The sequence below is a fragment of the Lysinibacillus sp. NPDC056220 genome (assembly GCF_049315265.1).
GTDB classification, from domain to species: Bacteria; Bacillota; Bacilli; order Bacillales_A; family Planococcaceae; genus Lysinibacillus; species Lysinibacillus pinottii.
Genome location: NZ_JBMOXD010000003.1, coordinates 859,400 through 882,219, shown reverse-complemented (window position 1 = coordinate 882,219; position 22,820 = coordinate 859,400). Strand labels below are relative to the sequence as shown.

Annotated in this window: 23 protein-coding genes; 10 read left to right on the top strand and 13 right to left on the bottom strand. The window is 36.7% G+C overall.

Annotated features, from left to right (window positions below):
* Window positions 1-2: 2 nt before the first annotated feature.
* Entirely contained in the window at window positions 3-1,391 is a 1,389-nt protein-coding gene (locus tag ACOZBY_RS14575; protein ID WP_012293723.1) for a TldD/PmbA family protein, read from the bottom strand.
* 177 nt (window positions 1,392-1,568) lie between these two features.
* On the opposite strand from ACOZBY_RS14575, the gene ACOZBY_RS14570 reads away from it, so the two are divergent.
* From ACOZBY_RS14570 to ACOZBY_RS14555, 4 genes are all read left to right on the top strand, one after another.
* Entirely contained in the window at window positions 1,569-1,793 is a 225-nt protein-coding gene (locus ACOZBY_RS14570) for a transcriptional regulator SplA domain-containing protein (protein WP_012293724.1), read from the top strand.
* A 12-nt stretch (window positions 1,794-1,805) separates the two neighbouring features.
* Window positions 1,806-2,834 carry a spore photoproduct lyase gene (splB, locus tag ACOZBY_RS14565; RefSeq protein WP_012293725.1) on the top strand — a complete coding sequence of 343 codons (1,029 nt, stop codon included), beginning with the start codon at window positions 1,806-1,808 and terminating at the stop codon, window positions 2,832-2,834.
* A gap of 146 nt (window positions 2,835-2,980) precedes the next feature.
* Complete coding sequence (locus ACOZBY_RS14560; RefSeq protein WP_031417191.1) at window positions 2,981-3,916, top strand: arginine deiminase family protein; 936 nt, start codon at window positions 2,981-2,983, stop codon at window positions 3,914-3,916.
* 15 nt (window positions 3,917-3,931) lie between these two features.
* Complete coding sequence (locus ACOZBY_RS14555; protein ID WP_031417190.1) at window positions 3,932-5,248, top strand: amino acid permease; 1,317 nt, start codon at window positions 3,932-3,934, stop codon at window positions 5,246-5,248.
* An 11-nt stretch (window positions 5,249-5,259) separates the two neighbouring features.
* On the opposite strand, the gene ACOZBY_RS14550 is transcribed toward ACOZBY_RS14555, so the two are convergent.
* Window positions 5,260-6,006 carry a YqcI/YcgG family protein gene (locus tag ACOZBY_RS14550; protein WP_031417189.1) on the bottom strand — a complete coding sequence of 249 codons (747 nt, stop codon included), beginning with the start codon at window positions 6,004-6,006 and terminating at the stop codon, window positions 5,260-5,262.
* Between the two features lie 248 nt (window positions 6,007-6,254).
* Entirely contained in the window at window positions 6,255-6,692 is a 438-nt protein-coding gene (locus ACOZBY_RS14545; protein ID WP_031417188.1) for a MarR family winged helix-turn-helix transcriptional regulator, read from the bottom strand.
* 119 nt (window positions 6,693-6,811) lie between these two features.
* Between ACOZBY_RS14545 and ACOZBY_RS14540 the strand changes: the two genes are divergently transcribed.
* Window positions 6,812-7,399 (top strand): NAD(P)H-dependent oxidoreductase, encoded by a 588-nt coding sequence (locus tag ACOZBY_RS14540; RefSeq protein WP_031417187.1) that lies wholly within the window; start codon window positions 6,812-6,814, stop codon window positions 7,397-7,399.
* Between the two features lie 23 nt (window positions 7,400-7,422).
* Here ACOZBY_RS14540 and ACOZBY_RS14535 read toward each other — a convergent pair whose 3' ends face one another.
* From ACOZBY_RS14535 to ACOZBY_RS14525, 3 genes are read right to left on the bottom strand one after another with little or no spacing between them, the layout of a single operon-like run.
* The gene (locus ACOZBY_RS14535) at window positions 7,423-8,496 is read right to left on the bottom strand and encodes a sensor histidine kinase (RefSeq protein WP_289449238.1); all 1,074 of its coding nucleotides are present in this window, start codon (window positions 8,494-8,496) and stop codon (window positions 7,423-7,425) included.
* A complete protein-coding gene (locus tag ACOZBY_RS14530) occupies window positions 8,493-9,170 on the bottom strand; it encodes a response regulator transcription factor (RefSeq protein ID WP_422762507.1) in 678 nt (225 codons plus the stop codon). The genes ACOZBY_RS14535 and ACOZBY_RS14530 overlap by 4 nt, the downstream gene beginning before the upstream one ends.
* 17 nt (window positions 9,171-9,187) lie before the next feature.
* Window positions 9,188-10,942 carry an ABC transporter ATP-binding protein gene (locus ACOZBY_RS14525; protein WP_031417184.1) on the bottom strand — a complete coding sequence of 585 codons (1,755 nt, stop codon included), beginning with the start codon at window positions 10,940-10,942 and terminating at the stop codon, window positions 9,188-9,190.
* 325 nt (window positions 10,943-11,267) lie between these two features.
* Here ACOZBY_RS14525 and ACOZBY_RS14520 point away from each other — a divergent pair, with 325 nt between their 5' ends.
* Window positions 11,268-11,756, top strand: coding sequence for a hypothetical protein (locus ACOZBY_RS14520; protein WP_036166036.1), 489 nt, complete (start codon window positions 11,268-11,270; stop codon window positions 11,754-11,756).
* A 197-nt stretch (window positions 11,757-11,953) separates the two neighbouring features.
* Here the strand turns inward: ACOZBY_RS14520 and ACOZBY_RS14515 are convergent, their stop codons facing one another.
* On the bottom strand, window positions 11,954-13,015 hold the full coding sequence (locus tag ACOZBY_RS14515; protein ID WP_036166039.1) for a C39 family peptidase: 1,062 nt from the start codon (window positions 13,013-13,015) through the stop codon (window positions 11,954-11,956).
* A 136-nt stretch (window positions 13,016-13,151) separates the two neighbouring features.
* On the opposite strand from ACOZBY_RS14515, the gene ACOZBY_RS14510 reads away from it, so the two are divergent.
* Window positions 13,152-13,535 carry a hypothetical protein gene (locus tag ACOZBY_RS14510; protein ID WP_036166042.1) on the top strand — a complete coding sequence of 128 codons (384 nt, stop codon included), beginning with the start codon at window positions 13,152-13,154 and terminating at the stop codon, window positions 13,533-13,535.
* 229 nt (window positions 13,536-13,764) lie between these two features.
* Here the strand turns inward: ACOZBY_RS14510 and ACOZBY_RS14505 are convergent, their stop codons facing one another.
* The 4 genes from ACOZBY_RS14505 to ACOZBY_RS14490 form a co-directional block, all read right to left on the bottom strand.
* Window positions 13,765-14,355: a hypothetical protein gene (locus ACOZBY_RS14505; RefSeq protein ID WP_036166044.1), complete on the bottom strand. Its 591-nt coding sequence runs from the start codon at window positions 14,353-14,355 to the stop codon at window positions 13,765-13,767.
* Window positions 14,356-14,416: 61 nt separating this feature from the next.
* Window positions 14,417-15,487, bottom strand: a complete 1,071-nt coding sequence (gene xerS, locus ACOZBY_RS14500) for a tyrosine recombinase XerS (RefSeq protein ID WP_422762521.1) — start codon at window positions 15,485-15,487, stop codon at window positions 14,417-14,419.
* A gap of 80 nt (window positions 15,488-15,567) precedes the next feature.
* Window positions 15,568-15,855, bottom strand: a complete 288-nt coding sequence (locus ACOZBY_RS14495; RefSeq protein ID WP_373561639.1) for a DUF3139 domain-containing protein — start codon at window positions 15,853-15,855, stop codon at window positions 15,568-15,570.
* Between the two features lie 205 nt (window positions 15,856-16,060).
* Window positions 16,061-16,516, bottom strand: coding sequence for a hypothetical protein (locus tag ACOZBY_RS14490; protein WP_422762506.1), 456 nt, complete (start codon window positions 16,514-16,516; stop codon window positions 16,061-16,063).
* A gap of 235 nt (window positions 16,517-16,751) precedes the next feature.
* Here ACOZBY_RS14490 and ACOZBY_RS14485 point away from each other — a divergent pair, with 235 nt between their 5' ends.
* On the top strand, window positions 16,752-16,964 hold the full coding sequence (locus ACOZBY_RS14485; protein ID WP_012293735.1) for a DUF3955 domain-containing protein: 213 nt from the start codon (window positions 16,752-16,754) through the stop codon (window positions 16,962-16,964).
* Window positions 16,965-17,464: 500 nt separating this feature from the next.
* The gene (locus tag ACOZBY_RS14480) at window positions 17,465-18,712 is read left to right on the top strand and encodes an MFS transporter (RefSeq protein WP_031417177.1); all 1,248 of its coding nucleotides are present in this window, start codon (window positions 17,465-17,467) and stop codon (window positions 18,710-18,712) included.
* Window positions 18,713-18,796: 84 nt separating this feature from the next.
* Here ACOZBY_RS14480 and ACOZBY_RS14475 read toward each other — a convergent pair whose 3' ends face one another.
* Both ACOZBY_RS14475 and ACOZBY_RS14470 read right to left on the bottom strand, forming a co-directional pair.
* Complete coding sequence (locus tag ACOZBY_RS14475; RefSeq protein ID WP_012293737.1) at window positions 18,797-18,937, bottom strand: hypothetical protein; 141 nt, start codon at window positions 18,935-18,937, stop codon at window positions 18,797-18,799.
* A gap of 102 nt (window positions 18,938-19,039) precedes the next feature.
* Window positions 19,040-20,887 carry a multicopper oxidase family protein gene (locus ACOZBY_RS14470; protein ID WP_422762505.1) on the bottom strand — a complete coding sequence of 616 codons (1,848 nt, stop codon included), beginning with the start codon at window positions 20,885-20,887 and terminating at the stop codon, window positions 19,040-19,042.
* Between the two features lie 287 nt (window positions 20,888-21,174).
* Here ACOZBY_RS14470 and ACOZBY_RS14465 point away from each other — a divergent pair, with 287 nt between their 5' ends.
* On the top strand, window positions 21,175-22,608 hold the full coding sequence (locus tag ACOZBY_RS14465; protein WP_422762504.1) for a diguanylate cyclase: 1,434 nt from the start codon (window positions 21,175-21,177) through the stop codon (window positions 22,606-22,608).
* Window positions 22,609-22,820: the final 212 nt, after the last annotated feature.

The following is a 22,820-nucleotide window of genomic DNA, read 5'->3' as shown; positions in this document are numbered from 1 at the left end:
CATCATTCCCCCTTCGTTCCACCAACTGTTATTTCGCTTACCCGAATCATTGGCTGACCAACATTGACAGGAAGACTTCCGCTTAGAGAACCACACATACCTGCTCCATGAGCGAGATTATTACCTACTCGATCAACGAGCTGCAATGTTTTTGCGCCATTGCCAATGAGTGTTGCGCCCCGTACAGGGCGGTCAATTTTTCCATTTTTAACGATATAGGCCTCCATTACGGCAAAATTATAATCGCCAGTAGAAGGGGAAACTTGTCCACCTCCCATATACTTTGCGTAAATACCATACTCGGTCGATGCAATAATATCGGCTGGCGTAGATGTGCCTGGGGCAATATACGTATTTGTCATACGTGATGTGGGGTTAAATCGATAGGATTGTCGACGAGAAGAGCCAGTTGGCTGTGCATCCATACGGCGAGCATTAAATTTATCAATTAAATAGCCCTTTAAAATCCCATTTTCAATTAAAATGTTCTTTCTAGTTTTTTCTCCCTCGTCATCAATATTTAATGATCCCCACTCGTTCGGAAGTGTACCATCATCAATATATGTAACAATTTCAGGAGCGACTTGTTCACCGATACGATTGGCAAATACTGAATTATTTTTAGCAACAGCAGTTGCCTCTAAACCATGTCCACAAGCCTCATGGAAAATGACACCACCAAATTCATTATCAATAATGACAGGGAATTTACCGCTTGGACATTCATCTGCATGAAGCATTGTGACTGCGATACGTGCAGCTTCTCCTGCATAATGGTTTAGGTCTAGCTTTTCAATAAATTCAAAGCCTGCATGTGCACCTGGGCCATAGAAGCCTGTTTGTACCTCAGTACCCTCTGTAGCTGTCGCTTGCATACTAAGTCTACTGTGAACGCGTGTATCCTCAACAAGCTTACCCTCTGAATTTGCAATCAGTACGTTTTGTTGTTCATCAAAATATCGAACTTTTACCTGATGAATTCGGGGATCATAATGTCTGGCAATAGAGTCTGCTTGTCGCATAATAGCTGTTTTTCTTGCGTGTTCCACTGTATGAGGCATGCGGAGAATTTGATGAATAGGAGTGATGATTTCTTTATGCAAAGGGTGAATGGTACCCGATTTACCGCCTTTGATGGCTAGGGCTGCACGCTCTGCCGCTGCTAATAAACCTGCCTCAGAAAAATCATTGGTGTAAGTATAGATGCTTTGAAGTCCTGAAAAAATGCGGATACCAATTCCAAAATCACGCCCAGTAATACTTTGTTCAATTTTGCCGCTTTGTAAGACAAAGTCATTGACATATTTATCTTCAATAAAAATTTCTGAAAAATCCCCACCAGTTGCTAGCGCTGCTTCAAGGACATTTTCAATAATGGATTGTTTGATCATATATCTTCCTCCTTTTCTTGATTATACCAAATAATTAAAAAATTCTGCATTATTCTATTTTCCTAGATTTGAAGATAGCTTCACATAAATTTATGTATATTACGTAAAAAAATTTTTTATGACATATTTCTCTAACCATTTCACCACACTAACAGAAAGACAGAGGAAGGTGAAAAGATGCAACAACCATATAATGTCGGTGATATCGTTTATATTTTTTATCGGAATCCTCATATTCAGGATGTAGCGAATATACAGGAAGCCGCGGTGGTTAATCATCCAGAGCAACCAGAGGAGCTAGCCGTATTCCTATTTGAAACCTATTATCCGATAACGAATGATATGTTAATTTTTTCAAGTGAAATGGCGGCTGAGCAAGCCTACCACCAGTATTTTCATTGAGGGAGGATAACGATGAATAAACCATTTATCCCTCAGCTCGTCTATTTTGAGCCTGATGCGCTCCACTATCCGTTAGGTCAGGAGTTAAAAGAAAAGTTTGAGCAGATGGGAATCGAAATACGCTATACAACTTCGCATAACCAAGTAAGAAATCTCCCTGGAGACAATGATTTTCAAAAGTATCGAGTAGCCAAATCTACTTTGGTAGTGGGCATCCGGAAAACGTTAAAGTTTGATACATCCAAGCCTTCCGCTGAATATGCCATTCCATTTGCCACTGGCTGTATGGGTCATTGCCATTATTGTTATTTACAAACAACGATGGGTAGCAAGCCTTATATTCGTACGTATGTTAATGTGGATGAAATATTGGAGCAGGCTGATCATTATATGGCTGAACGTGCTCCTGACATTACACGTTTTGAGGCATCCTGTACGTCCGATATTGTAGGGATTGACCATCTCACACATACATTGAAACGTGCTATTGAGCATTTTGGACAAAGTGAATTAGGTCAATTACGATTTGTGACGAAGTTCCATCATGTGGATCACCTATTGGATGCTAAACATAATGGTAAGACAAGATTCCGTTTTAGCGTCAATGCGGATTATGTGATTAAGCATTTTGAGCCTGGAACTTCTCCATTAGCAAAAAGAATTGAGGCGGCTGGGAAAGTGGCAAGGGCTGGCTATCCGCTCGGTTTCATCGTTGCCCCCATTTATCTACATGATGGATGGCAGGAGGGGTATTATCAGATGTTTGAGCGGTTAGATGCTGAATTACCAAAGGATGTGCGTGAGGATATTACTTTTGAGTTTATCCAGCATCGCTTTACGAAGCCAGCTAAACGTGTGATTGAAAAAAATTATCCGATGACAAAGCTAGAACTTGACGAAACCGTGAGACGATATAAATGGGGGAAATATGGAATAGGTAAATACATTTATCAAAAAGATGAGGAAGAAGATATTAAAGAACATTTATATGGCTATATGAAAAAGTTCTTCCCGCAAGCGAAATTAGAATATTTTACGTAATGAGAGAGAGAGCCTTTGTCGTTCTCTCTAAATTTTTATTTATGCTACATATAGTTCATGACATTGTTTGTGACTGTTCCTATTGTATAATCCCCCCTTCAATGGTAACGCTAACAGAGAACGACAAGCAGAAGGGGAGAACAAAGATGGACTCATTTCAAGTAAATTGTTGGTCGGAGCATGAGGAACTAAAGGTGGTCATGCTTTGTGCACCTTCGATAGTAGATGTAACTGATTCAAAAATAGCTGAGCAGGTTGGGTGGAGTGAGCCTGTCAACCATCATAAAGCTATGGAAAATTTCCTGGCATTGAAGACAACGCTTGAAAACGCTGGGGTAAGAGTAATTGATTATGCCAAAGAATTAACAAAAGAACAGCAGCTGTTAAGTGAACAGCTCATTAATCGTTATTTTGTGCGCGATTTAGCCTGTGTTGTGGGGCAGCAGCTTTTACCTGGTAACGCTGGAAGCTCGTTAAGACGCCCTGAGTATCCATATGCTCATGCTATTTTAGCCAAGTGGTTTCCCGAACAATTTATAAGCAATGCACAGCCTTCTCAATCCCTTGAATGTGGGGATGTCATGCTATTAAATAAGGATGCAATCCTCATGAATCTAGGGATGAGAACTTCATTAGAGGCTGTTGAAAGCTTGAAGGAGCGCTTCTTTCAACAAGGATTTTCAGAAATTGCGGTTATTGATTTACCGAAAGGCAATGATACGCTTCATTTAGATATGAATTGTAATGTTGTGAATCATAACTTAATGATTGCTAAAAGCTTTGTGCGTTATTTTCCTGTACAGGTGTTTACAGCCCGGGGAAGTTATTTTGATATGCCCGCACCATTTTTACAGCGTCATGGTTTTGATGTTTACTGGCTGGAAACCTATAAAACCATTCCGGACATTAACTTAATTAATCTTGATCCAGAAACGTTAGTAATCAGTAAGCAGGCATCTAAGCAGCAGTTATTGAAGCATCCAATATTAAGTAAAAAGAAATTACTGGAAGTGGACATCACAGAGCTTGAAAAAGGTGGTGGAGGCATTCGATGTATGACATTGCCTTTAGTAAGAAAGTAGTGAAGGGTTGATTACATGACATCAAATACAAGTAAGGGCAGGTTGTCCTGGTGGCAGCTTTCGCTTATCGGTATAGGCTGTACGCTAGGAACAGGTTTTTTTCTTGGAACAAGTATGGCCATTCATAAAAGTGGTCCGGCTGTTTTAATTCCTTTTTTATTAGCGGCTATTTGTACGTATATTGTTTATGATGCACTTGTTAAAATGTCTGTTGAGAATCCTGATAAAGGTTCATTTCGTACTTATGCTAAACAAGCATTTGGCAGGTGGGCTGGATTTAGTAATGGTTGGGTCTATTTAATCTCTGAAATTCTTATTATGGGGAGCCAGCTTATGGCGCTCGGTATTTTTACAAAGTTTTGGTTTCCCGCATTGCCATTATGGGTTGCAGCCTCTATCTATGCTGCTATAGGGTTAGTTGTGATTCTCACAGGGATGAAGGGTTTTGAAAACTTCCAGAACATATTTGGAGCTTTAAAGGCGGCAGCGATTGTGATGTTTATTATCGTAGCCATTGTCATCATCACGAAAGGGTCACAAGCCTCTACATTGGATTCACTCTATGCGAATTATGAAGAATTTTTCTCACAAGGTATAAAAGGAATTTGGCTCGGGCTATTGTATGCCTTTTACGCCTATGGAGGCATTGAAGTAATGGGGTTAATGGTCATTGATTTAAAAAATCCAAAAGAAGCACCAAAAGCAGGCAGAATAATGTTAGTAGTTATTACGATCATTTTTTTAATGGCCATTGCACTTGCGTTAGCGCTTGTCTCTTGGAAGGACTTTACGATTGATGAGAGTCCCTTTATTACAGCCCTTCAAGGTTATCACATTCCCTTTGTGGCAGATATTTTTAATGGTGTTTTAATCATTGCTGGATTTTCAACAATGGTAGCTTCTCTCTATGCGGTGATTACGATTCTTATTACACTGGCAGAGGATCATGATGCACCCAAAATACTAGCGAAGAAAGGGAAAAGAAAAGTTCCTATGCCTGCCTTTATATTTTTAACTGGTGGCTTAGTCATAACAATCGTTATTGGCTTTCTCATGCCTGAAAAAATCTTTGAATATTTGATGACAGCAGCAGGTTTAATGTTGATTTATAACTGGCTCTTTATTTTAATAACCTATATGAAGCTTATGGAGTTATCTAAGTGGGAGCATGTGAAAAATGGGTTGGGGATGCTGCTCATAGCGGTTACAGTATCAGGTACGCTAGGAGAAAAAACAAGCAGACTCGGCTTTTTCGTGAGCCTGCTCTTTCTTGTCCTTATAGGGATGGCAACCTGGATTGTTGTGAAAAGGCAAAGTCATAAGGAAGCCTAATGGTTTGGACGTTATTTTTGCGACCTTCGTAAGAACGGACATTTGGACGGACTTTGATGATCATCACTTAAAAAATATTGCTTCCATTCATAACTATCTTCTTGACCGTACCATTTTAAATCTGGATGTCCAGGGAGTGCATCATAATGGGCTATGCGTTGACGGATGAGCTTCTTTAATTTTCGCCCAAATGCAGTAGAGTCGTTTATTTCTTCAAAAATCCAGCGTGGCTGAATGGCCATGAGCAAAGTAGAGAAATGGCGACTCCTGCGCATTTTATGTGCGGGTGTTGCGCAGGAGATAAAATAGGGCTCACCGTTAAAACAAAACTCCCATTCATTGTGTGCGGGGTCGGTTGGTATTTGTTCAGGCCAATCGAGATCGTCGATGTTAGTTAATTGGTTAAGTATGGTCCAAAACAATTGCTGATAATCCTCGACTTTATAATTACCGAGCATATCTTGAGGGGTATGAAAGAATACAGTGAGTGTTGTATATTTACCAAAAGTTTGCGAGGATTTTGTGAATTCCTTTAAACAGTGTGCTAGCTCATGAATGGATTGCTCCTTCCGTGGATCTCCAATAAAACTATAGCGCAGATGATTCGATAAAAACCCCATTCTGGCAGGTACACACGGAAAGGTATTTTCTTCATCAGCAATCGTGTTGGCAAAATCCATGTAGGCAGACTGTTGCCAAATTGGAAGTGTATCCAAATTTTCCTCAATCCACTTCCTGTCAAATATTCCTACGTCCACTTGAGTCTCCTCCTTCTATACACCTTTATTCTATTAATGAAAAAGCCAATAGGTTACGAAATCATGATGAATATGTAAGGACATATGGATCAATTATTAATTACTCAATGGATGGCATGAAGAGTAGAGTCTTGCTTAATTTAGATTGTTTTGAGCATGGGAGGAGCGGCATATAAACTAAAGATATTTGTTTTGAAAAATAGTGCAGCTTCAATGGCTGACTGATAAGAACATTGAAGCTGCACATATTATTCTTTTCGTTGAAAGACCTTTTGTTCCAGGATAGTTAGGGCAAGTTGAATATCCTTTATATCCTCCTGTGAAGCATGTTGAATAAGCTGTAAAAAGCGCTCCTCAATGCATGCAAAGGCCTCCTCCATCATTTTATCTCCCTCAATGGACAAGCGAATGTACTGCTTTCTTCGGTCCTCCGTGTCGTTATATTTTTCAATAAGGTTTTGGTCTTGTAATTTTCGCAATTCACGACTTGTGTTGGGTAAAGACATATGCTGACATTCGCTTATTTCGGTAGGCGTTACGGGCTGGCTTACTTTAATATATTCAAGAATTTTATATTGAAGCGGTGTTATATTGGCAACGGTCACGTTTTGTGACAGCTCGTGTGTCACTTGATGGACACTTGCTGTAAACGTTACGAATTGATGAAATAAACTGCTTTTATCCATTTGGATCACCTCTTATTGTCAAGATAACAAATAACTTATCTTAAAACAATTATCATTTGACAATAAAAAATGAATCGATTATTATTTAGTTATCAAATGATAAGTAATGGAGGCGTAATATGAAAACATTAATTGTCTATACATATCCAAACCATAAGAGCTTAAATTATGCATTTTTACAGGAAGTGATGAAGGGTTGTCAAGAGAATCCTGCCATTGATGAGATACAGCTACTAGATTTATATAAAGAAGAATTCGATCCGCGTTTAATTTTCCATGAGCATAAACGACGTCGGGATATGTATCGTGATCCGCAATTGGAAAAGTATCGTCAACAGCTGATTTGGGCAGATCAGATTGTATTTGTCTATCCAATATGGTGGGGGAGACCACCTGCTATGCTGTTAGGCTATATCGATCAATTGTTTGCATCGAATTTTGCGTATCGAGATACTAAAGGATTATTCCCAGAAGGACTCTTGAAAGGGAAGTCGGTTGTATGTGTGTCCACGATGAAGGGACCAACCAATTATCCGCTGCTATGGCTGAATAATGCGCATAAAATTTTGATGAAAAGAGCGCTATTTAGTTTTGTGGGAATGAAGAAAGTGAAGTTTTTTGAGTTTGGTAACATGGAAAGTAAAAAAGGGAAGCACCAGCAAAAGCTGAACAAAGTGTATCAATATTTTAGAAAGGTGGCTTACTAATAAAAAAACTCGTGCAGACATCTCTAGTCGTTTGCACGAGTTTTTGTAGTATCAATGGGCAATGTAATCAAAAAGGCTGTAAATTCACCAAGCTTGCTTTCAACGATGATGGTCCCGTGATGCATATCAATAATTTTTTTAACGATGGCTAAACCAAGCCCACTCCCACCATTTGTAGCTGTCCGTGATTGGTCGGCCTTATAAAATCGTTCAAATATATGCATTTGCTGTTCTTCGGATAGGCCTATGCCAGTATCTTGGACAATGATGGTAATGGTATTGTCATGCTGCGTCATAGACAAAGTGATTATTCCATTGTCGGGTGTGAATTTAATACTATTCGTTAGCAAATTCATCCAAACCTGATTCATTAAATCCTCATCTGCGGTAATAGTTATATTGTCTAGCTGGAGATCAAAGTCCAGTTGTTTAGCTACCCAATTAGGTTCAAGAGCCAGAATGACATTTCGCAATTGTTTATCCAGTCGATAGGTTGTTGTTTCAAATGGATGATGCTGTGATTCTAACGAAGTCAGCTTCAGTAAATTATCACTAATCTTGGACAACCGATTACTTTCCAATTCTATAATGTCTAAGTAATGTAGCCGCTTTTCTTCCGGTAGATGTATGTTCTTAAGAGCCTTCGCAAAGCCATTAATAGACGTTAAAGGTGATTGGATTTCGTGGGAGACGTTTGAAATAAATTCTTGTCGCATTCTTTCAAGCTCTCCTAATTCAATAGCCATATGATTGATGCCATGGATTAATTGACCGAATTGGTCTTCCTCATTGCCTTTTACATCTAATTGGATATTAAAATCTCCTTTCGCCATCTGTCTTAATGCTTCCACAATAGCGTCCCAGTAGTTCCGTTGTCGATTGAGCCCAATTAGGAAGATAATAGCGGCCGAACAGGCAAAGAGTACGAAAACACCGAGGACGGTGCCTAATTGCTGCCAAAAATCATGGGGTTCTGTACCTAACTGACCATACAGCCATTCCATTACATGATAAGAAATAAAAGCAAATAGAGTATTGGTAATGAGAAAGAGGAATAGAACAAATAGAACTCTGACAAGAAATTTTCGTTTTCTCATGAGGCTAGTTCCAAGCGATAGCCAAGACCGCGAAGAGTGCGGATGGCAAAGCCGCTGATCTCCTGAGGAAAACGCTCGCGTATTCTTTTTATATGGACATCTATTGTGCGTTCGTCTCCTTCATAATCATAGCCCAAAATTTCTTCAATCAATTGTTCGCGTGAAAATGTTTTGCCCACATAGCTCGCTAATGTAAATAGTAGTTCGAATTCCTTTAAACGAAGGACAATGATTTCTCCATTCAGATCCACTTCAAGTGTATGACGATTGAGTTTAACGTTGCCAGCTTCTACTACTTGAGAGAGCGCAATACGATAGCGTTTTAATATCGATTTTACACGTACAATTAGCTCGGCAGGCTCAAAGGGTTTTACTAAATAGTCATCTGTCCCTAAATGGAAACCCTTGACCTTTTGGGCGGTTTCTCCGTTTGCAGTGAGCATGAGAATAGGGAGGTCTGTATGATATGAACGAATTTCCTCACATAAAGCCCAACCATCCATTTTTGGCATCATAATGTCCATGATAACCATATCAACCTTTTCAGAGGCTAGCTTGGACAGTGCATCGACACCGTCCGTTGCTTCAATCACCTCGAGACCTTCATTTTGAAGAAATACTCTTACTAATTCTCGAATATGGGCATCATCATCTACCATTAATAGTTTGGTCATTTAAATAATTCCCTTCGTTAGTTCTCTTTAATTCGTAATTGCTGCATGGCAAACTCACGATACATGGCATGCGTCTCAAAGAGTGTTTCATGTGTGCCACACCCTGTAATCTGTCCTTTTTCTACAAATAGTATTTGATCGGCATCTACTACCGTTGATAGGCGGTGAGCAATGACTAATGTTGTGCGACCTTGCATTAAATTATCTAACGCTTTTTGTACATATATTTCAGATTTACTATCTAAACTTGATGTAGCTTCATCCAGCATTAAAATTTGCGGGTTCCGTAATAGCGCTCTCGCAATAGAAATGCGCTGACGTTGCCCTCCTGAAAGCTTGATGCCTCTTTCGCCTACTTCTGTATCAAACTTATCGGGAAGATCGTTAATAAATTGATCAGCATAAGCCATTTTGGCCACTCTTTCTAGCTCATCATCCTGTACTTCACGGTCAACACCATAACAAATATTTTCTCGAATCGTTCCAGACAACAGGGCACTTTCTTGAGCTACATAGCCAATTTGACTACGCCAGGAGTGAAGTGAAAATGTCTCGATGGGCGTTTTTCCTAGCGTAATAGTACCGCTAGTTGGTTGGTAATACCGTTCTAATAGAGAGAATGTAGTTGTTTTACCGCCACCACTTGGACCTACAATGGCCGTTACTTTGCCGGGCTCTATTGTGAAGGTTATATTGGATAAAATCGGATCCTCACCGTATGAAAAGTCAACATTGTTAACATAAATAGGCTGATCTATTTTATTAACTGTGATGCCTTCTTCGATATGCTCCTCTTCATGCTCCAATAAAGCACTAATACGTTCAGTGGCACCCATTGCTTTTTGAAGTTGAGTAAAGAACATGGTCAATTGTGTCATGGGCATGATGATTTGGATTAAATATAAAATAAAAGCCACCATATCACCAGCAGTCAGTTCACCAGAGGAAACACGAACGCCTCCATAGCCAATAATAGCAACTAGAACCGACATCAGAACGAATGAAATTAATGGTGAAATAAGTGCATGGATTTTAGCTTCTTTTAAACCAAAGTTAAAGAGATTCGTAATGCCCTTTTTCCCACGCTCATATTCTACTTGCTCCGCATTAGAAGCTTTAACTAAGCGTGTTTCAGGTAAAACTTGATTTAATACCGAAGTAAACTTAGCAGTTTCGTCTTGCATCCCTTTCGAAATCACAAACATGCGTTTTCCTAGTAGCATTAAAATAACCATCGCTAGGGGCACAGCGATTAACATCACTAATGTCATTTTCCAATCTAAAAATAAAAGAATGATAATGGAGCCGATGATGGAAATAACACCCGATAAACAGTTTGCTAGATGCTCTGTAATGAGCTCTTTAACGACTGCTGTATCATTTGTTACACGACTTAATGTTTCACCTGTATCGTTTTCGTCATAATAGGGGATAGGTAAATGCAGCAGCTTGCGCCAAAGTTGATCACGTAATTTTGCTACTACATGATGACCTACACGATTCAAATAATAGATCGATAATCCACTTGCAATGGCTTGAGCGATAAAAGCAATACCAAGCAAAATGATTTGCCAATAATTAAGCGATTCTAATGAAAAGCCGTCCACTAATTGTTTTGTAAATAATGGGACGATAAAACCTACGCCCGTAGTCGCTAAACTCATAATTAAAGCGATAACTAGGAGCCAAATAGGTGGTTCAGCTTGTTTTACTAATTGTATAAATCGTCGCCAATCTGGTTTTTTTGTAGTTTCTTTTGATGTTTCTTGCAAAGCAATAAGCCTCCTTCAATGTCTTCAAACAACGTAAATCGTTCCTATGGCTTTTACTATAGCACGCGTTTATGAACTGAATGTGAAATGAAATAAAAGGTGATGTTCAAATCATCATCACCTTCAACATAGGGCTAGTGAGCGAGGCATAGATGTTTTAGAAGAAGCGGTTTTAAGATCAGCTTTAAACAACTAGCATTATACGGGACTAAGTTTTATCAGGAAGTTTAAAATATAAAAGAGTGTTTTGCAATAGGGGAAGCCTGATATAAAAATTATTGGTGGAATAATAGTGGCTATGCCTAGTAATTAAAGGTGTTTTCTCTTGAGTATCCGATCAAGGAGATTAAAAGAAGAAGAATTGATAATCTTTGAAAACAATTTAGATATCCAATTTACAAACCAAGAAGAAGCTAAAAGAATAGCATCTTTAGCAAAAAAGTATATCTATAGCCATGCGTTGGAGCCTATTGAAAATATTGATGTAACTGCGCCTTATGAAAGCATATTTGTTAATCCATACGCGGAGTGGGTAGCGGAATTGAACAGGATCCTTAAACAAGGAGATATTGATTCCTGGACACAATTATTTAAACAGGATGTTTTTCAAGAATGGTATAGTCGCCAGGACGTAAAAAACTCCCCTGAAGCATTCTTATCATCCTACTTACAAAAAAATATTCCAATATTAAAAGATTTGACTATTATTCATGGCGAGACGAGCATTATATACGTATTAATTATAAAGATGGCCAAAGTGAAGAAAAGGTCTTACCACTCATCAAACGTGATAATCATTTTGTCATCGACATGACCATAGAAGAGTGGGAAAACTATATAAAAAGAACCGGCAGTGACTAATTGTTCCTGTCGGTTCTTTTCCCATTCTATAGATAAATAACGTTTATTCTTGTCAGGATTGCAAAAGCAAATATGCTCCTATTCTTGATAAAGATACTCTCTTCAAATCTTTACACAAAAAACCATGAGGGGTTACCTCATGGTTCAAAGTTACATTTTTATACTAATTACATGGTCAAAATAAGAACTCCATGATATCCAATAATCTTTTACTGTACTATCCCATGTGTCATGAACAATTATTTGTCGTTTCCATGATAGTGAAGACGTATCATAATATTCTTCAAATCCTACCCCAGTTACTGCATGATCACCCCAAACAGGGTGACTAGCAGTCGTAATCCAACTTGGTCTTCCTGCATTTATTTCCGCTTTGTGATAAGCAAAAGTAGCGGAATCGCCAATCGTAGGTGAATAGCCTCTATCATTCATATATTTTTTCATACCAGATTTCATATTACTTACCGAAGTTCCACCTGAACTATTAGTAGACATATACGAATCTGCTAAAACATCAATTAAATGTGAGACTGTAGTAGTACTTTGTACTAAACCACTGTATCCATTATCTCTCCAATACTTAATAATGTTTGCTCCAGATGTAGGGGCACAGCCTCTATACCAACTATAATCGGGAACTCCAGAGATTAGTTTATAAGAATAGTCAGTAGCAGCAAAGGGTGCAATCATATCTTGGCCGATAGTCCGATTAGTTTCTTCAACTAATTCCTCTATATTTTGATTATTTAATGTCCCTAGACTTCTCAATTCACTTTCTTCTAAGACTTCATTACTCTGTAAATCTTGAATGCTATCTCCAATTTTAGCGTATGAAAGCAATGGTCCAACGTAAATACCATCACCATTATTAACATTTTTATAAGGACTTGAACCTTCTCTTGTAGATTCAACTACTCCAGGGAATTCAGGGAATGCACTTACAATAATATAACCTTGATCATTACCGTTTTCATTAGTAACTTCAAATACATATGAAGTTAAATTACCATCAAAATCAAATAGTTCTACACCATCGTGTAATTTTGCCTGTTTCCATTCATCAAAAGAGTTCTCTGAAACAATATGTAAGTACTCTTGAGCACTGTCTTCTGCCTGAGTTATAGAAGTATATTCTTGCTCGGCAGCTTGTGCAGATGAAAAATGCAGAAATGCAAAAGCTAAACAAAATAAAAAAGTAAGTAATTTTTTCATTTTTTCCCCTCCTTTGTTATATTATATACATTACCATACTCTTTTTTAAAAAAATAGCAAAAAAAGAAATAATTGGATAATTTGTTACCTATTGTTTTATCTTTTCAACTAAACTATTAATCAAAGGAGAAAAAAGATGAGAAATATTTCAAAGATAATCATTGTTATTTCATTATTTTTATTATCAGCATGTAGTTCAGAGGATGAAGGGAGCGTAAGTAAGCATATTAATCAGGATGTCGAAAAAGTAAATATTGTTAACGGTGAAAATGGAGAACAAGTTGTTATCACTAATGTAAGTGAGGTTAATGAAATAGTTCAGTACTTAGACAGCATTAATGTAATTCCTACAAATAATAAGGATTTAAAAGGATATAGCTATAAAATAGACTTAATAAATGAAAACGAAACAGTAAATACTATTATTTTAGTAGGGGATTATTTGAAAATAGATAGTCAATATTTCGAATCAAAGAATGAGATAAATACAGATATATTGAAAGACTTAATGACGAAGTAAAAAAATTATAGGAATTTAAAAACTATATTATAGTACCAAATTGTTCTTGAATAATAGTTAAGTTTAAGACATTCTTTTACTTGAAACTGAAAATGATATAATTGTAATAAAAAATATTTAATTATAAAAGGGAACACCCCTAACACATGGATTTCCATCCTACTGTTAGGGGTGCTCTATTTTGATTTAAATGTAAATAAAACACAATTTGAAAAGGAAAGTGAGGAAACTATAACTGTAGAATAAACGCACTCTTAATTTTCTCAAGTTTATGTAGAGATATTTTCCTAAAATTAGGGTATTCTGAGGTGAAATGCTCTATAGCATCTTCTATTGCTTGTTTGTTCCAAATAGGATTACTTTTAATTAAATTTATATAAGTTATTCCACTAACATACCCCAAAGCCAAATTAGTACTAGTATCTTTTATCTTACAATAATTTGTGAAATAGTCTTCAAGTACCTCATGATTACGATCTAATTTTTCATGAGCTATTGTGTTAGCTCTTAATTCCCGCATAGCATATTTTAATGAGACTGCAGGGGGAATTAAAAATGGGAAAGCAATATAAAAAGGATTTTTTAACTCTTTAAACTTCCCATGAACAAGCTCATGGATAATAACAAATTTTGTACGGTGAGGATTTGTTGTCCACTGTTTTACAGTTATATTGTCTATAATAATACTGTTAAACATTGTATACATTCCACTATCACCGATGCCCTTAAAAGAAAGAGTGATTTCCTCATGTATACCTAACTTATTTTTATATAAATAAAATTGTTCACTAATTTCTTCTTTGATTAGTTTATTTTCCATTTATCCATCTCATTTCATATATAATGGCTCCTAAATTAGCATTAGTAACTACACTCTATAGTTATTTATTGTGCTTTGGTTTGTCCATTCGAGTAACTACATCCTTTTGTTCTTTCATAGATTCAGTAGTGTACAAAGAAGTTGTTTCTATATTTTGATGTCCAAGCTGATAACGTAACCCTATAAGAGTTCCACCTTCCAATTGATACTGCTTTGAAAACGTATATCTTGCTTTGTGAGGTGTGATTTCTTTTCCATAAGCATTTGTGTACTTCTTAACTAATCTAATTAATGTTTGGTTAGACATTTGCTTTACGGTGCCATTTGGAGACTTAGCAACAAAAACAAATGGATAATTTGTTTTCACACTATATAATTTAGAACGTTGCTTCAAGTATTCTTCTAGGTAGGTTAGGGCAGAAGGACGAATTGCAACTGAATCGGCAATATCACCTTTACGAATCACATCTAAGTAACAATCTTTCATGTAGACATCCTTTATTTTAAGTCCGACTAATTCATTCCCGCGTATACCGCTCCCAAAAAGTACAGCTAGTATAGCGAGATCCCTAATCTTATTCATTTCAAAATAGGGCAGTTCTCTTGATGACAAAGTGGCTGCATACTCTTCATCGATAAAATGTAATAACTCATCAATTTCATCTGATTTATAAGTTTTCTTTTCAATACGTTTACTTCTTCGAGATTTAGATTCCAGCTCTAAATCAACTGAAATTTTTAACATCACATTTCGATTAAAATAGGGCTCTTGAGTAACTATATCTTCTGTTTCAACTGTCAAATAACGAAAGAGCGATTTTAAAGCCTGTACAGCCCTCGCTACACTGGTCTTACTGCGCCGCTTTGGTTCATTATCATCCTCTCCTGAAAGTATCTCAGAAGCCATTTTATCAACGAATAACTCCACATCTAATTTTGCTAACGTAGATAATGATTCATAGTGAATATCACGTATATTTTTAGCATCTACAATACCTTCTTCAAGTAGCCAATTTAAGAATTTTTCAATATTATATAAATAACCGCTCAATGTGAGTGGTGAATATTTGGATTTCTTTTTTCGTATATACTCCTGTACATAAATAGGGAAGAGAGGAGTTGCGTCCTCTATATGTTTTTCTGCTTAACAACTTAAAGAAAGAGTAGAGGAGTAGCTATGTCTACTCCTCTTTGTTTTTTTGACGTATAATTTTATTCTTTGATTGGAGGGTATTTAATACCTTCATTGATACTTCTTCCGTCATCTAATACAATCAAATTAATTTTTTTGGTTTTGGCATTATAAAAATACTCGTATACATATGAAGACGGTTCATCTTTATATGTCACAGTAATATCATAACCTCCAAATTTATAATTTTTATTAAATTCTTTAGATTTAATATTATTTTCAATAACCCCTTGAGCCTCTATATAATTTTCAAATGCACTTTCTGCTTCCTTTAATTTTCCAGTTAATTTACTAAAATACATATATATGGTTATGATGGAAAAAGGTAAAAATAAGCAAGATTGCTAATATCTTTTTCATCCAATGCTCCTTTCTTTTTTATGTAATATATAAAAACAATAGTAATTTGGAAACTTTTACAATGTTTTCAATTTAATACATGATCGGCAAGGGGCCAAGTTTGCGGGTTATATTTATCGGAATGAAACAGGCAACAACATAACGTTTCCTGTTTTAGAAATTATTCACTTGCTTATATAGAGTAGGTTTATCGAATGAAACAATATCAATTATATGGTCTAAACAAACAATCTGATAATGGAATAGCTCTTTATAGGAGTATATATCTAAAGCTATAGTCCCTTTGCTTATAAAATCTAAATAAGCTGATTTTGTAAATAAACGTACGGAATTACCTATGAATTCATCCTCCTCACTTACAAAATGAAATGACTCATCATAAATAGAATAGGATACATAAGAATCGAATTCTATATTTATGACTGGGAGGGTCGTATCAATTTCAATAGGATAGACATCGTTAAATGTAAATTCATCAAAGCTTACATCATCACTTTTAGAACTAATGGCAGCTCTATTAATAGATATTCTCAAAGAGTTTGTCCCTGGCTCTACTATATTATCTAAAAACAAATAACCTTTCCATTGCATTAAATCTTCATAGCTCATAAAATCACCCTTCCAAATTTACAATAGAGCTTTATGGTCATTCTATCGTTAGGGTTTTATAATGTCAATTAAAAACAAAGTGCATAAGAATAAAAATTTATTGTTTTTCGATAAAAAATGATTGACTTAAAATATATCCGTGATGTATCCTATTAACGAAATCATAGGATGATTGCGGTAAAGGTTAAAAAAAGTTTTGTACAGGAATATTAGTAATTTAAGGAGAGTTATAATAATGAAAAAATACATTTTAGCTTCAACCCCATTTATTTTAGGGTTACTTAGTTTTTTGATCTTTATGATAAAAGGAAGTAGTGTAGCATCAGATGGCACACTAGAGGAGCCATTCTTTTTAATTCCTATTGGATTTTTATTATTATTTATTGGGGTAGTTTGTGTAGTAGGGCTAGCATTAATTTCACTAATAAAGAAAACTCAACATATTTAAATATTTGGTTATATAGTAGAAACAAGGACCGTTCTGTTCATCAAAAATTTCCACGGGTAAATCATAAAATCCTTGCTTCTATTGATATCATGAAGCAGATGAATAGGGACGAATGTTTTCTAGTTCGTGCGAATATAGGGCTACGGGCAGCCGTATCTATTAATTCAGCAAATGAATGATTCGTAATTGCGTATCATTCGTATGATAGATGCTACTCCTAGTCTAAGTGCGTTTCATTATTTACCGAGTGAACCGCTATGTAAGTCATGCCATGACAGCTTTTATTGACCAAATAAACATTTAGTCAACAGAGGAATTTTGAAAAATTATTAAAATAAGTTCCTTTTTTTGGAGAGTTCCCATATACTAATCATAAACCGACAGTCGGTCTAAAAGTGTGGTATAAGTTTTAGTCACAACCAAAATCTAAACTTATCACTACACTTTTTTTATACAAAAACAATGACAGACAGTCGGTCTAATTAGGGGGGAGTCATTACATGGAAACATACGTAAAAGGTAAAGGATTTTCAAAAGATTTTAAAATCCTTGTATTTGGGCAGATTATCTCTATTTTAGGTTCTGCCTTATTAAGATTTGCACTATCCCTTTTTGTTTTAGATGTGACGGGTAGGGCAGACCTTTTTGCCGTCCTTTTTGCTATTTCAAGCATACCTATACTTCTCACGCCATTCGGAGGTGCCCTTGCCGATCGTTTTAATCGACGTCATTTAATGGTGTTATTTGATGCCATTAGTTGTGTCGTTGTATTGATTTTCTATATTACATTGTGGACAGAATATCATTCAGTTCTAGGGATAGGGGTAGTTATGGTGCTCCTGTCCATCATTAGCGCTATGTATTCACCAGCGGTAATAGCTAGTATTCCATTATTAGTAAAAGAACAGCACCTTGAGCAGGCAAATGGGATTGTGAATGGGGTGCAAGCTTTAGCTGGTGTGGCTGCACCTGTCCTAGGAGGAATACTTTATGGAATGCTTGGCATCAAAATTCTTGTCCTAGTAAGTGGGCTATTATTTTTCTTTACAGCAATTGTAGAAATGTTTTTGACCATCCCTTTTGAGAAACGGGATGACGATGGACAATTAGTTTTGACTTTATTCAAGGATATAAAAGAGGGATTTAAATATGTTGTGAAGCAATCCTTTATTTTAAAATGCACGATACTGGCGGCTTTCTTAAATTTATTATTTACACCGCTCTTTATCGTAGGAGTCCCCATCATCCTTCGTGTCACATTAAATGTTAGTGATTCATTATACGGAATAGGGATGGGTATGATTGATTTAGCAACCATATTTGGAGCATTAACGATGGGCTATTTTGCTAAAAAGCTAAAAATTAATAGGCTATATGTTTGGGTATTGCTAACTGCTATTTTGGTCATTCCTATGGCTATAGCCGTTATTCCACCAATGCTTCAAATAGGCTATTATGCTTCATACTTATTATTTATTGGCTCTGCTCTTGTCATGGCAATGATGATGACTATTATTTCAATTTACGTAATGACCCTTGTGCAAAAGGAAACACCCAATGAAAATTTAGGTAAGGTTATGGCTATTATGATGGCTGTTTCACAATGTATGGCCCCCATTGGGCAAATGGGATATGGCCTATTGTTTGAGACCTTTCGCGTCAACATCTTTATACCGATTCTAATGATTTGTATGATGATGCTGCTATTAGCGCTCCTCACGAATAGATTATGGCGTGTACACACTTGAAAACAAAAAAACTACCGCTTACACGGTAGTTTCAGACTGTGGACAAACTCAATGAATTTCGAGTTTACTTACAGTCTTTTTTCTTTACAGTAAAATAAAGTAAAACCGTTGATTTCCTTTACGGCCGGGGGCGAGCTGCTTCCCAAGCTTCGTTGCTGCCGCTTCACTTTCGTACAGAACACATCCACTCCATCCAGCATCTCGACTTTCTAGCTTTTCCTGCAAGAGTCGCCACCCTTCGTTCCCATCAACCTCTACATAAAAACTCCTTATTCCTACATATATCTACCCTTTTGTAGAAAACCTCTACTTTTCAATGGTTAGTGACTAAAATCTTCTATGTCCACGTCGTCTTGGCCTACTCGTACCCGCAGGTGTGGACTTAGTTGGGAAAAGCAAAATGGGCCTGTGTTGAACATTATTTCCGATATGCACAGACTCCTCTACTAATGATTCCTTTATTTCCTCTTCCTCTGTGGAAGGAATTTGAGAAGTATTTAATAATGGTACGGGTGACTCATTATGATGTGTCGTACTAGTATTTGTTGTAGGTGTAGAAGTGGTAGTAGTAGTAACCTCATGATGGGGTGACGGCTCTATTTCAGCATGAGGCTGTTGAACAGCATGGACATCTTTCATCACAAGAATAGGTCGCATCATATCATGGTCTTCGTGCTCAAGGAAGTGACAATGCCACATGTAATTCCCCACATAATCCTTCCAATGCATAATAATTGTCGTAATTTTGCCCGCATCTACTTTCACTGTATCTTTCCAACCACGCTCATAGTCCCGTGGTTCCTCAGGGGGGCCTGTAAATGATACTATTCCCTCATTTTGATAGAGGTCTAAATCAAATGGGCGACGTTCAAGAATTTTAAATTGAATGAGATGCAAATGAATAGGATGAATAAAAGGCGTTGTATTAATAAAACTCCAAATTTCAATACTATCTAAAGAAGGTTTTTCTGTCGCTGGGTCATGGTACATTCGATTGTTCAACAACAACATAGGTCTTCCGAATTCATCAGTTGTTGCCGTCAATGGTAATTGTCTTTCAATATGTGCATGATGTGGGTGTAAATCCATTGTGACTGCCAGCCTCTCTGGAACTTCACTCGTATCTTCATATTTTAAGGGAAGTGATACTCTAAATTGCATAATGACGTTCGTATGCTCATCGATAAAATCTGTATCGGTGTTAAGTAAGGTGATTTCCTGACCCTCACAAGCTGAAAAATCGATGATGACATCTGTGCGTTCAGCAGGTAGTAACTCTACAGATTGAATCGCTTGTGGGGTTGATAAAAAACCGCCATCTGTCCCTATTTGTATCATAGACTGCTCATTTGACAAGCTGATGACATAGCCTCTTCGATTGGAGCCATTGAGGAACCGGAATCTATATTTACGTGGCTCGACGTCTAAATAGGGCCATAGCTTGCCGTTGACAACAATCGTATTACCTACGAAACCTGGAGTAATGGACGGATGTACAGTAACTGGAAATGGTGGCTCATCAGGATAAAAAAGGGAGCCATCCTCATTAAATGATTTATCTTGAATTAAAATAGGATATTCGTATTCACCACATGGCAAATTAGAACGTTCCTCAAGAGCATCTCTAAGTAAATAAAAACCTGCCAAGCCAGCATAGACATTAAGGCGTGTTAAAGCCATAGCATGGTCATGGTACCACATTGTAGTACCAGGCTGGTGGTTCGTATATTCATGAATTTCTTTATTGAACTTTGGACCGGTATGTCGATAATCTCTTGTGTACCATGCCTCAGGATGACCGTCGCTCTCCCAATCCACATTGGCACCATGTAAGTGAGTGACAGTTCTTACCTCTTGGGAATCGTTGGCGGCATGAAGTGTAAAATCCACTGGTAAAAAATGCTGTAGTGGTAATTGATTTTTATATTTGACATAAATGGTTTTATCTTTCGTCGCTTCTATAGTGGGTCCTGGATAAAGGCCGTTGTACCCCCATATTAATGTATTAGGAAAATGCTTGTGAAAGCGGTGCTCGCCCTCCATCATGACTAGCTCGTAATAATCATGTTTCTTTTGTCCTCTACAGTATTTTGGTTTTGCGGTCACCGGCTTCTGTAGAGCATCTACAAATTTTGGAATGGTAGCTGGGTCAGAAGGGTTAATTGGTAAACTCAAAACATCACATCCCTTTTCAATGTCTTTAAATGCCTAGTTATCACATCATATGGGTAAAAACAACAGTTGACTGGGACAAAAATGGAGAAAAATGTGTAATGGTATAAAAATTTAATGGAAGGGGAAAACAAAAGGACATTCAATAGCTGTCTTATAAAAGTTTTTTTTGAAATCGAGGTAATAGTTGGGATATTGCTAAAAAGTCGAACGAAGTGAATGAATATGTCTTATAATTGTTACAGAACAAAGTGAAGGATTAAATAGGGGCTTGGAAAAGTGGTGAGACAGTGGAGTTAACATTAGAGGAATTAAATAAGACAATCATGGAAATGCGCATAAAGGGGTTTTTAACAGAGGCGTTGAAACTGGCAGATCAAGGTCTTTTAGTAGCTTTAGAGGGAAAAAACTATGAAATTGTATTGGACTTGTACTATCAGAAAATTTTAGTACATCATTCTTTGGGCGATACGCTAGCCATTGTCAGCCTTATTTTCGAGTATGAGGCTATTTGTGAAAAATATGGTACTAGCAAAGATTTGATGCATTATTATTTGGCCATGTCGTTAATATACGATATGGTAGGAATTCGTGAAAAAACAGCAGAGATGACGAAACAGTCAATTGCTTATGCTCAAGAATTACAAGATTTTATGATGCTTGTTCGTTGTCATAATAATTTGTGCTATATAGAGGTAGAGAAGGGCTGTACGAAGGAAGCCCTTCAAGCGGGGTTGTTAGCAAGAGAGTATAATAAAACGCTATATGAGACACAACCAGATTTAGCAAGATTATTAGATATTCGCATCAATAATAATTTAGCAGATGTATATATTTTGGAAGGGGATTTTTTAGCAGGAAAGGCATTGCTTGATGACTCATTAACGTCTAGCATAATTTCTCAGCATAAACCTGAAAAAGTAGCAGCCTTGTTTGGCTATGGCTTTTTATATGAAAAGCAGCAGAAGCTTGAGGAAGCAGTGCAATATTATCAACAAGCAATAGATCTAGCCAAATCCTATGGTGATAAGCCCATTATGAAAAAAGTGATGCGCTTATTGTTGAATGTCCTGTACCAATTGAATTGGCGAGATGAAATTTTTGATGTCCAAAAAGAGTATATTGACCTTTCGGAACAGATGAGCGTTGATAATTTACTACAGCAAGTGTTGAATTTGGAGTTTAAGCGTCAAAAAGAGAGATTAGAAAGAAAAGCACATTATGATCCTTTAACAGGTGTCTTGAATCGCCACTTCTTAGATCAAGAGCTACATGAATGGTTACATGCTGCCAAAATAGCAGAATCCTATGTATGTATTACAGTTTTGGATATTGATAATTTTAAACTATTTAACGACAGGCATGGTCATTTGTTTGGCGATAGGGTCTTACAACTTTTAGCTAATGGCTTAAAGGAATTTTTGCGAGATGAAGACGTCAAAATTATCCGTTATGGTGGAGATGAATTCATTGTCTGTATTCGTCACCCCAAAAAGGCATACATCAAGGCACTTGTCCAAAATACACACGCCCATTTGCTAACGTTAACATTAGAAAAAGACCAGAAAAGCTATCCACTAAAAGTAAGTATGGGGGCTTGTATAAACAATCAAAAAAATTATTATTATAATGATTTATTTGAGCAAGCTGATCGTTGTTTATATGAGGCAAAAGATAATGGCCGTGCCACCCATATTTTATACGAACTATCATCATTTGAATGATTCCTATTTACTGTGTTGAATAGGAATTTTTCTATTGTTTCAGTAAATATTCTTTACAGAAATTGAAGTGCCATCACAATTTACAACGAGGCAGAATGTTACAGAATAAAATTTACTGTACCAATCATTTGAAAACGTTATTCTAGCAACGTACAATATATGAAATTAAGAAACACGACAGCATAAAATTGTTGTATAATGTTGTGGTATGA

Bases quoted from the DNA above. Each gene is read 5' to 3' on its own strand.
- ACOZBY_RS14545 (WP_031417188.1), bottom strand. From the start codon at position 6,692: ATGGATAAAAGCAGTTTATTTCATCAATTCGTAACGTTTACAGCAAGT.
- splB (WP_012293725.1), top strand. From the start codon at position 1,806: ATGAATAAACCATTTATCCCTCAGCTCGTCTATTTTGAGCCTGATGCG.
- ACOZBY_RS14530 (WP_422762507.1), bottom strand. From the start codon at position 9,170: ATGACCAAACTATTAATGGTAGATGATGATGCCCATATTCGAGAATTA.
- ACOZBY_RS14555 (WP_031417190.1), top strand. From the start codon at position 3,932: ATGACATCAAATACAAGTAAGGGCAGGTTGTCCTGGTGGCAGCTTTCG.
- ACOZBY_RS14570 (WP_012293724.1), top strand. From the start codon at position 1,569: ATGCAACAACCATATAATGTCGGTGATATCGTTTATATTTTTTATCGG.
- ACOZBY_RS14510 (WP_036166042.1), top strand. From the start codon at position 13,152: ATGAGAAATATTTCAAAGATAATCATTGTTATTTCATTATTTTTATTA.
- ACOZBY_RS14485 (WP_012293735.1), top strand. From the start codon at position 16,752: ATGAAAAAATACATTTTAGCTTCAACCCCATTTATTTTAGGGTTACTT.
- ACOZBY_RS14490 (WP_422762506.1), bottom strand. From the start codon at position 16,516: ATGAGCTATGAAGATTTAATGCAATGGAAAGGTTATTTGTTTTTAGAT.
- ACOZBY_RS14560 (WP_031417191.1), top strand. From the start codon at position 2,981: ATGGACTCATTTCAAGTAAATTGTTGGTCGGAGCATGAGGAACTAAAG.
- ACOZBY_RS14480 (WP_031417177.1), top strand. From the start codon at position 17,465: ATGGAAACATACGTAAAAGGTAAAGGATTTTCAAAAGATTTTAAAATC.
- ACOZBY_RS14540 (WP_031417187.1), top strand. From the start codon at position 6,812: ATGAAAACATTAATTGTCTATACATATCCAAACCATAAGAGCTTAAAT.
- ACOZBY_RS14505 (WP_036166044.1), bottom strand. From the start codon at position 14,355: ATGGAAAATAAACTAATCAAAGAAGAAATTAGTGAACAATTTTATTTA.
- ACOZBY_RS14535 (WP_289449238.1), bottom strand. From the start codon at position 8,496: ATGAGAAAACGAAAATTTCTTGTCAGAGTTCTATTTGTTCTATTCCTC.
- ACOZBY_RS14575 (WP_012293723.1), bottom strand. From the start codon at position 1,391: ATGATCAAACAATCCATTATTGAAAATGTCCTTGAAGCAGCGCTAGCA.
- ACOZBY_RS14515 (WP_036166039.1), bottom strand. From the start codon at position 13,015: ATGAAAAAATTACTTACTTTTTTATTTTGTTTAGCTTTTGCATTTCTG.